Source organism: Hymenobacter sp. ISL-91, from assembly GCF_018613725.1.
Lineage (GTDB): Bacteria > Bacteroidota > Bacteroidia > Cytophagales > Hymenobacteraceae > Hymenobacter.
In genome coordinates, this window is the sequence record NZ_JAGGPS010000051.1 from 1 (window position 1) to 9436 (window position 9436).

Annotated in this window: 7 protein-coding genes and 1 tRNA gene; 4 read left to right on the top strand and 4 right to left on the bottom strand. The window is 61.9% G+C overall.

The features are described 5' to 3' along the window. The 3 genes from J7E24_RS17260 to mutS all read right to left on the bottom strand — a co-directional run. On the bottom strand, positions 1–383 hold a 383-nt coding region (locus J7E24_RS17260), incomplete at its 3' end, for a hypothetical protein (RefSeq protein WP_215139363.1). Between the two features lie 48 nt (positions 384–431). After that, a tRNA-Gly gene (locus J7E24_RS17265) sits at positions 432–507 on the bottom strand. A 227-nt stretch (positions 508–734) separates the two neighbouring features. Further along, positions 735–3461, bottom strand: a complete 2727-nt coding sequence (gene mutS, locus J7E24_RS17270; RefSeq protein ID WP_251047261.1) for a DNA mismatch repair protein MutS — start codon at positions 3459–3461, stop codon at positions 735–737. A gap of 274 nt (positions 3462–3735) precedes the next feature. Here mutS and J7E24_RS17275 point away from each other — a divergent pair, with 274 nt between their 5' ends. The 4 genes from J7E24_RS17275 (at position 3736) to J7E24_RS17290 (ending at position 8438) form a co-directional block, all read left to right on the top strand. Then, positions 3736–4278 carry an RNA methyltransferase gene (locus J7E24_RS17275; RefSeq protein WP_215139365.1) on the top strand — a complete coding sequence of 181 codons (543 nt, stop codon included), beginning with the start codon at positions 3736–3738 and terminating at the stop codon, positions 4276–4278. A 146-nt stretch (positions 4279–4424) separates the two neighbouring features. Next, positions 4425–7127 carry a T9SS-dependent M36 family metallopeptidase gene (locus tag J7E24_RS17280; protein WP_215139366.1) on the top strand — a complete coding sequence of 901 codons (2703 nt, stop codon included), beginning with the start codon at positions 4425–4427 and terminating at the stop codon, positions 7125–7127. 121 nt (positions 7128–7248) lie between these two features. Continuing rightward, a complete protein-coding gene (locus J7E24_RS17285; RefSeq protein ID WP_215139367.1) occupies positions 7249–7665 on the top strand; it encodes a hypothetical protein in 417 nt (138 codons plus the stop codon). Next, positions 7662–8438: a J domain-containing protein gene (locus J7E24_RS17290; protein WP_215139368.1), complete on the top strand. Its 777-nt coding sequence runs from the start codon at positions 7662–7664 to the stop codon at positions 8436–8438. Before J7E24_RS17285 ends, J7E24_RS17290 begins: the two co-directional genes overlap by 4 nt. A gap of 34 nt (positions 8439–8472) precedes the next feature. On the opposite strand, the gene J7E24_RS17295 is transcribed toward J7E24_RS17290, so the two are convergent. Beyond that, a complete protein-coding gene (locus J7E24_RS17295; protein WP_215139369.1) occupies positions 8473–9279 on the bottom strand; it encodes an IS5 family transposase in 807 nt (268 codons plus the stop codon). Positions 9280–9436: the final 157 nt, after the last annotated feature.

Genomic DNA, 9436 nt, shown 5'->3' on the forward strand with positions numbered 1-9436 from the left:
TAATTGAGAACAGCTCCTAATGCAATAGGCTGTCCACACCATTCAGTAAGCCCGCACTGCTCACACTGGTGTTGCTTCCATCCCTCTTTAAGCAGCCTGCCACGTAGCCCATGGGTAAAAGCATAAGCAGAATTTCGTACGAGTATTTCTTCCAGCGTAGCCTTTCGGCCAAAGGCTTTATACCGCGCCCCCGTATTCCAGCCCGCCCCCGTCCAATGGCTCGTATCCAGCCCCAACCGGGCCACGCGGGCATGCACGGTTTTGTAGTTGCCGCCGGCCGGCACCAGCCCGATGCGGCTGAGCACCTGCCGCACCGAGAGGCACTCGGCTACGGCCTGTTGAAACTCAGCGTCGGTACTCAGACACTTGCGGGTATTAGCCATACCGGCAAGAAACGAAAAAACCTGCCGGATGGGGCAGGTTTTTCGTGTTGGAGCGGGAGACGAGGTTCGAACTCGCGACCTCGACCTTGGCAAGGTCGCGCTCTACCAGCTGAGCTACTCTCGCTTGAGATTCAAACGCCCTGGAGCGTTTTGGTGTGACAAAGGTAGTACAGCAAATCCTGAAGTCAAGCCCTGCCTGTAAAAAAACCGGTTGATTAGGGCCATTTAAAGGCTTTTGCTTTGATTGTCAGCCAGAAAATTTTTCGTCGCCTAGCTTGGCCATAGCCCAACCGAGCCCCGACCCAGCGGCCCAAACAGCCAGAAGCTGAGCCGGGCCGCCGGTTCCGGGCGCTACTTGCCGCCGCCTACTGCCAGCTTTAGCTCGTTCAGCTTGAGCAGGGCCTCAATTGGAGTCAGCGTGTTCACATCGAGCTGCGTCAGCAGTTCGCGCAGACGTTCCAGGGCCGGGTCGGCGGGCTCGAACATGCTGAGTTGTAAGCTGGGGCGTGGGGCCGAGTGCACGGCGGCCGCCGGCTGGGCTTTCGGGCCGGCTGGCCGGGCGGCTGCGGGCGTTTCAGCGTGGCCGTTCAGGGGCACCACTTTGCCGCCGGTTACGTCGTCCGCATCATCATTGAGCCCCACCAACAAATCGTCGAACTCGGTGGGCTGGTCGGATTCCAGGCCGGTGGAGGCCCGCTCCTGCTCCAGGTGGTGCATAATTTCGTTGGCTCGTAGCACCACGGCCGCGGGCATGCCGGCCATGCGGGCCACGTGGATGCCAAAACTGTGCTCGGAGCCGCCCTCGCGCAGCTTGCGCAGAAACAGGATGCGGTTGTCGGCCTCCTTCACGGCCACGTGGTAGTTGCGCACCCGCGGGCAGTCGGCGGCCAGCTGGTTGAGCTCGTGGTAGTGGGTGGCGAACAGCGTCTTGGCCCGGGCCCGGGGCGAGTTGTGCAGGTGCTCCACGATGGCCCAGGCAATGCTGATGCCATCATAAGTGCTGGTGCCGCGCCCGATTTCGTCCATCAGCACCAGACTTCTATCCGACAAATTATTGAGGATGCTGGCCGTTTCGGTCATCTCCACCATGAAGGTGCTTTCGCCCTTGCTTAGGTTGTCGGAGGCCCCTACGCGGGTGAAAATCTTGTCGATGACGCCGACATGGGCCGCGTCGGCGGGTACGAAGGAGCCGATTTGGGCCAGCAGCACAATCAGGGCCGTTTGGCGCAGCAACGCCGATTTACCGGCCATGTTGGGGCCGGTAATCACCACGATTTGCTGCTCGTCCTGGTCGAGGCGCAGGTCATTGGGGATGTACTGCTCGCCGGGGGGCAGCTGGCGCTCAATGACGGGGTGGCGGCCGGCCGTGATGTCGAGGGTCGTGGAGTCGTCGACGACGGGCTTCACGTAGCGGTGCTGGCGGGCGGTGGCGGCGAACGAGGCCAGGCAGTCGGCCACGCCGATGGCGCGGGCGTTCTGCTGCACCTGGGGCACGTATTCGGCCGCCGTGAGCACCAGCTCGGTGTAGATGCGCTGCTCGATGATGAACAGGCGCTCCTCGGCATGAAGGATTTTCTCCTCGTACACCTTCAGCTCCTCGGTGATGTAGCGCTCGGCATTCACCAGCGTCTGCTTCCGAATCCAGGTGGCGGGTACTTTGTCTTTGTGGGCATTCGTGACTTCGAGGTAGTAGCCGAACACCTTGTTGTAGGCCACTTTGAGCGAGGAAATGCCGGTTTCCTGAATGGCTTTCTGCTGGAGCTGAAACAGGTAGTCCTTGCCCGAGCCGGCCATAGCCCGCAACTCGTCCAGCTCCTTGTCAATGTTATCGAGCAGCACGCCGCCCTGGTTGGTGAGAATGGGCGCGTCTTCCCGGATTTTCGTCTGGATTTCCTCGCGCAACGCGGCGCAGGGGTTGAGCTGGTCGGCCAGCTTTTGCAGCGCCTTCACGCCCGAAGCGGCCAGCTCGTCGCGGATGGGGCCGATGGCTTCGAGGGCGCGGGCGAGTTGCAGCAGCTCGCGGGGGTTGATGCGGCGCACGGCCACCTTGGAAATCAGCCGCTCCAAATCGTTTATCTGGCGCAGGTGCTGCTGCAGGTTTTCTAGTAGCTCGGGGGTCTGTAGCAGGGCTTCCACCGTATCGAGGCGGCGCTGAATCTGGGCGGGCTCCTTGAGCGGCAGCACCACCCACTTGCGCAGCAGCCGCGCCCCCATCGGCGTAATGGTCTGGTCGAGGATGTCGATGAGCGGCACGCCGCCGGGGTGCTGGGCCTGCACCAGCTCCAGGTTGCGCACCGTAAACCTGTCCAGCCACACGTATTTGTCTTCCTCCAGCCGCCCGATGCTGCCGATGTGGCCCACGTCGGTGTGCTTGGTTTCAGCCAAGTAGTGCAAAATGCACCCGGCGGCCGTAATGCCCTCGCGCAGCCCATCAATGCCGAAGCCCTTGAGCGAGGTGGTGTTGAAGTGGCGGGTGAGCTGCTCGTAGCCGTAGTCGTGGCCGAACACCCATTCTTCCAGCGCGTTGTGGCAGTAATCGGGCCCGAAGTGGCCTTCAAATTCGCTCCGGCTTTTCTTGCAGAACAGCACCTCGGCCGGCTGGAAATTTTGGAGCAGCTTGCCCAGGTACTCCACCGTGCCCTGGGCCACCAGAAACTCGCCGGTACTGATGTCGAGAAAGCTCACGCCGGCCTCCTGCTTGCCAAAATGCACGGCGCAGAGGTAGTTGTTGCTGCGGCGCTCCAGCACGTTGTCGTGCAAACTCACGCCGGGCGTTACCAGCTCGGTTACGCCGCGCTTCACCAGGCCCTTGGCCTGCTTGGGGTCTTCGAGCTGGTCGCAGATGGCTACGCGCTGGCCGGCGCGCACCAGCTTGGGCAGGTAGGTATCGAGCGAGTGATGGGGGAAGCCGGCCAGCGGGGTTTCGGAGGCCGTGCCCGCCCCGCGCTTGGTGAGCGTGATATCGAGGATGCGCGAGGCCGTGACGGCATCCTCGCCGAAGGTTTCGTAGAAGTCGCCTACCCGGAACAGCAGCACCGCGCCGGGGTAGGTTTGCTTGAGCTGCTGGTACTGCTTCATCAGCGGCGTATCGGCCACCGGGGCCGGCCCCAGCGTGCCGTGCGTGCGAACGGGCTTCTTTTCTTTGATGACTTTCAATTTCAGTTACTGTTGTATAGTTGCCGGTGTAGGGGCGGGGCTTGTCCCCGCCCGCCGTCTGCGCCAGTCGGGCCGTTTCATTGATTCCGCTCGACCATGCACGCGGCCCGAACGGCGGGCGGGGACAAGCCCCGCCCCTACATCGTTGCTTCCTCCCAACACCCAGCAGCCCGGCGGGCGTTCCTACCTTTGCCCGATGCGCAAACTCTCGATGGATGAACTGAACCGGCTGACGGTGGCCGACTTCAAAAATACGCGAAAATTCCCCCTTACCCTCGTGCTCGACAACGTGCGCAGCCTTCACAATGTGGGGGCGGCCTTCCGCACTGCCGATGCCTTTGCAGTGGAAAAAATCTGGCTCTGTGGTATTACGGGCCGCCCGCCCCACCGCGACATCACCAAAACGGCCCTGGGCTCCACCGATTCCGTCGCCTGGGAGTATGCGCCCACTACCTCAGCAGTGCTGCACCAGCTGAAGGCCATTGGCTACAAGCTGATAGCCGTGGAGCAAACGACTACCAGCGTGCTGCTGCCCGACTTTGCTATTGATGCCAGCCAGCCCTACGCGCTGGTGATGGGCAACGAGGTGTTTGGGGTGGAAGATGAGGTGCTGGCATTATGCGACGCAGCAATCGAGATTCCGCAATTCGGCACCAAGCACAGCCTCAATGTGAGCGTGGCGGCTGGCGTGGTGCTGTGGGAATTCATTAGTGCTATGAACCGTGAAAAACCTATCTGATACGCCGGCCTATTGAAAAATATATAAAATGACATAATATTTTTTAAAAATTTCGCTAAACAATGCCCTGGCTGGGTGTAAATTTGGAATCAGGACGGCCACCTCGGCTTATGTTCTGTAGCTCTGCACCTCTTTACACCCGCTTAATGAACCCAACTTTTACTCCTGCGGCCCGGGCACTGGCCGTTGCGGCCCTGCTGGCCCTGCCCGGCCTGGCTGCCGCCCAAAATGCCACCTCCTCCGACAACCGGGGGCTGCAGGCGCTGCAAAACCGCGCAGCCAGCCTCGGCCTGGTAGCCACCGATGCCGCCGACGCGGCCGTTACCAGCCAGTACACCGACGCCCGCAATGGTGTCACCCACGTGTATCTGCGCCAGCGTGTGCAGGGCATTGAGGTATACGGTGCCGTAGCCAACGTGCACCTGACGGCTGCCGGGAAAGTAGTAAGCCTGCACAGCAGCTTCCGGCCCGGCATCGAAGTACTTGCCCGCGGTGCGGCCCCCACGCCGGGCCTTTCGGCCCAGCAGGCGGTAGGAGCCGCCGCCCGGGCGCTGGGCATGCCCGCACCCGGCAACCTTACGGTGCTCAAGGCCGGCTCGGCCGCCGAGGGCATGGAGTTCAGCAACGGAGGCATTTCACTGGATAAGATTCCGGCCAAGCTCATGTACCTGCCCCTGGCCGATGGCTCGCTCCGGCTGGTGTGGGATGTTACGCTGGCCCCGCTCAGCGGCGACCATTACTGGAACGCCCGGGTAGATGCCTCGTCGGGCGTGCTGCTCGACAAGAGTGACTACACGGTGTCGGACGATTTCAGCATGCTGAACCTGACCCGGCCCCTGACCCAGGCAACGGTTGCGGCTGCCATCAAGGCTACGCCGGCCACGGCGGCCCGGCCTACGGCCACGCCCAACAGCTACAACGTGTGGCCCCTGACGGTTGAGAGCCCCATCCATGGTGCGCGGCAGGTAGTTACCGACCCCGCTGACGCGAAGTACTCGCCCTTCGGCTGGCATGATACCGATGGCACAGCCGGTGCTGAGCACACGACCACGCGCGGCAACAACGTACACTCCTACGACGACGCGTCCAACAACAACAACACCGCAGGCGCCAACTACAGCCCCGACGGCGGTAAAGACCTGATCTTCGATTATCCATTTGATGATTCGAAGAACGCCCCTGCCAAGAAAAACCGGGACCTCGCCATCACCAACTTGTTCTTCTGGAACAACTTGATGCACGACGTAATGGCTCAAAAAGGCTTCGACGAGGCCAGCGGAAACTTCCAGGCGAACAACTACAGTGGCCAGGGCAAAGGAGCCGACTACGTGCAGGCTGAAGCGCAGGACGCCTCTACAGCTTCGCCTGTCCGGCTCAACAACGCCAACTTCTCGACGCCTCTCGATGGTGGCCGCCCCCGCATGCAGATGTACCTGTGGGACCGTTCGGAGCTGAATGTGGCCGTTACGGCTCCCAGCACACTGGCCGGACCGCTGAACGCGCTGGAAGGCTCACTGGGCCGCAGCCTGCAGGCCGTGGGCCCCATCACGGGCAAGCTGGTTGTAGCCGATGATGGCTCGGCCAAGCCCGAGCGCGGCTGCAACTCGCCCCTCGTGAATGCAGCTGCCCTTAGCGGCAACATTGCCCTGCTTGAGCGTGGCAAGTGTGGTTTCGCCATCAAAATCAAGAACGCTCAGAACGCCGGTGCCCGCATGGTTATCATGATGGACAGCATTCCGAACTCTACTACCCTTACCCGCATGGGTGGTTCGGCTCCCGACACCATTGGCTTGCGGATTCCGTCGATCTTCATCACTAAAAACGAAGGCGAAAAGCTAAAGATTGCCGCTCGCGCCGGCCAGGAGGTTACCATTTCGGCCTCGGGCGAAGTGTTTTACCGGGATGGTGATTTCGACAATGGCATTGTTGCCCACGAATACGGCCACGGCATTTCGAGCCGCCTGACCGGTGGCCCCAACGTGAGTTGCCTGAACAGCGCCGAGCAGATGGGCGAGGGCTGGAGCGACTTCTTCGCACTCTGGATGACCACCAAACCCGGCGACGTGAGCACTACGGGCCGCGGCATTGGCACCTACGCCTCCTTTGAGGCCACTGATGGTGGCGGCATCCGGCCTACCCGCTACAGCACCGACATGAAAATCAACCCCGCTACCTATGCCCTGCTGGGCACCGGCAGCTACGCTACCGCCGCCGACGGTACCAACCCGGTACACGCTATCGGCTACGTTTGGGCCACTACGCTCTGGGATTTGAACTGGGAGCTGATTGCCAAGCATGGCTACAACGCCGACCTTAAGGCCAGCACCGGCGGCAACAACATTGCCCTGCAGCTGGTAATCGACGGCCTCAAGCTCCAGCCCTGCCGTCCAGGCTTCATCGATGGCCGCAACGCCATTCTGAAGGCCGACTCGGTCAACAACAAGGCCGCCAACTCAGCTCTTATCTGGCGTGTATTCGCTCGTCGCGGCATGGGCTTCAGCGCCAGCCAGGGCAGCAGCAACAGCCTCACCGACCAGAAGATTGCCTTCGATATGCCAACCGTTGTGCTTGCCAACAACAAGCAACTCAGCGCCACTCTTCTCGATATCTATCCTAACCCAGCCAATAACCAGGTGCTGATCCGTACGCAGGTAAGCAGCTCGGTACCGGTGCAGGTAGAGCTGGTTTCAATACTCGGTCAGCGCGTATTTACCCAGACTGTTTCGGCGGCCCGCCTGCAGAAGGATGGCTTGGAGGTGCCCACCTCCTCGGTAGCCCCCGGCCTGTACCTGGTGCGCCTGACTACCTCGGAAGGCACGCTCACCAAGAAGCTGCTGGTGCAGCACTAAGCACTGCTTCTGATTTGAGAGTAGAAAACGCCTGGCAGCCTGCCGGGCGTTTTTTTTGTTGCTACCAGCGCCAACTATTCAAGGTGGGCGCAATGTTCCGCGTTCTTCTATCTTGCTCCCGATGCCTCACTTCCCTCGCCCCGATGCTGCCCTGCAGGCCCTGCGCCCTACTGTAGCTGCCGAAACCGCCACCACCTCTGCTACGGCCGGCGACTTTCTGCACGCCACCCTGCGGCCCGTGCTCAAGCTCCAGAATCCGCTGCTGCTGGCCGTAGTTGCCGATTTTGTGCGCGACCATCACGTGCCGCTGGCCTCGGCCACCCCCGCCGACCGGCTCCGGCTGCTGGCCGGGCTGCTGGGCCGCAACACCAAGCTGCGCTACACGGTGGTCGGGCTGATAACCGGCCAGTTCACGCACGAGGAGCTGGCCTTCTACCGCCAAAACCGCTCCGAGCTGAACCGCCGCCTGCTGGAACTGGCCACCCGCCGGGTGCTGGACCAAGCCGAAGCCGTGGTTGCGCTGAGCGCGGCCCCATGAGTACGCACTATGCCACACTGGGCCTGCCCGCCAGCGCCTCGGCTACCGACATCCGGCAGGCCTACCGTAAGCTGGTATGGCTGACGCACCCCGACCGCACGCCCGACCCTGCCGCCCACGCGCGGTACCTGGCCGTGAACGAGGCCTACGAGGTGCTGAGCAACCCCAGCCGTCGTGCCAGCTACGATGCCGCCCTGGAGTGGCGAGCTACACCTCGTGACTCGGCCCCGCATGCGCCGCAACGGCCCCGGGCCCATAGCCCGGCGGCCCGCCCCCGCCGGCCGCCGGCGCCTACGTTGCATACGCTGTACGCAAAGCAGTTTGCCTGGGCGCTGCCAAAGCTGCGAGTGGTGGCTGTGGTGAGCATATTCCTCGCACTGGCCGTGCTGCTGGACTGCCAGCGTTCCGCACTACTGACAAACGAACATGTCCGGACGGTTGAATTTCAAAGCAATTACGGCTTCACGGTTTCTACCGGCAATACCCTCATCCAAGGTTGGAAAAATGTGGATCTGGCGGTCGGTGACCTGCTGGAAGTGTCCCGAACGCCGTGGTTGAGCAAGATCCGGTCGGTACAGGTAGTGTCGGGCGCATCGCGGGGCAGCCACCTCACCGTTAATACATTTCGGCTGGTCCGGCTACTTTCTGTACTAGTGCTGGGCACGGCTGGGGCAGTGTTGGCCGGCCAGCTACGGCCCGATCAGGCCTTTTCGTTCGGCTTCGTCAACTGCGTCGGCCTGCTCTTCCTGGGTATCTGCCTGCTGATGATTTAGGAGCGGCACCGTACTTTTTCAGTTCTAGAGGCTGTTATGGACTGGTTGCTCGAAAAACGCCTTTTGCCAGCAAGAGTGTAGCGAAGGCCAGGAAGTGGAATTGCTGCATGGTCAGGGCCAAGCGTTCGTAGTCGCGGGCCAGACGGTGGAAGCGGGCGGCCCAGCCGAAGCTGCGCTCGACGACCCAGCGGCGGGGCAGCAGCACAAAGCCAGTCTGGCCTTCAGTCTTGACAACAACCTGTAAGTCAATGCCGTGCACGGCCGCGGCATATTCGGCGTCTTCGCCCGTGTAGCCCTGATCTACATAGGCCACTTGTACCTTTTGGCCCGTGACCTGCTGCACCCGCTGGCAGAGTGCCTCCACCTGCCCGCGGTCCGGCGCATTAGCTGGCGTGACGACGGCGGCCAGCAGGTGGCCCAGCGTATCGACGGCTACGTGCACCTTGCTACCCTTGCGTCGCTTGGCTCCGTCGTAACCGGCGAGGGCGCCGCTTTCGGGCGTGCTCTGCACCGTGCGTGAGTCCAGAATCACGGCCGTGGGCTCGGCCTTGCGGCCAGCCAGCACCCGCGCCAGTTCGCGTAAATCGGCCATCATATGCTCAAAACAGCGGTTATCCCGCCAGCGGGCCCATTGCTGGTAGACCGCCGGCCAGGGCGGCAGGTCATGGGGGAGGTAACGCCAGCCGCAGCCGGTTTTGACCAGGTAGCGCAGGGCATTGAACACGGCGCGTAGCGCGTGCTGCCGTTGCGGCGCGTCTTCGCGCACCAGGGCCAAATAGGGCGCTACAAACGCCCATTCGTCATCCGTTACGTCACTGGGGTATCCGCTTTGCTGTGCCATACCCCAAATTACGCTACCAGTGCATAACAGGCTCTAGGAACTGTTCTCAATTAAGTGGCTGTTCATCGTCTATGAATGCAGACCGCACGCTACTGACGGATAAGATGTGGACCGAATTATCCCCCTTGTTGCCGGGGCAAGCGGGCAGTTGTGGGGT

What these genes read in the sequence shown, in the direction of transcription:
- J7E24_RS17275 (WP_215139365.1), top strand. Translation starts at nt 3,736, where the DNA reads ATGCGCAAACTCTCGATGGATGAACTGAACCGGCTGACGGTGGCCGAC.
- J7E24_RS17295 (WP_215139369.1), bottom strand. Translation starts at nt 9,279, where the DNA reads ATGGCACAGCAAAGCGGATACCCCAGTGACGTAACGGATGACGAATGG.
- J7E24_RS17285 (WP_215139367.1), top strand. Translation starts at nt 7,249, where the DNA reads ATGCCTCACTTCCCTCGCCCCGATGCTGCCCTGCAGGCCCTGCGCCCT.
- J7E24_RS17290 (WP_215139368.1), top strand. Translation starts at nt 7,662, where the DNA reads ATGAGTACGCACTATGCCACACTGGGCCTGCCCGCCAGCGCCTCGGCT.
- mutS (WP_251047261.1), bottom strand. Translation starts at nt 3,461, where the DNA reads ATGAAGCAGTACCAGCAGCTCAAGCAAACCTACCCCGGCGCGGTGCTG.
- J7E24_RS17280 (WP_215139366.1), top strand. Translation starts at nt 4,425, where the DNA reads ATGAACCCAACTTTTACTCCTGCGGCCCGGGCACTGGCCGTTGCGGCC.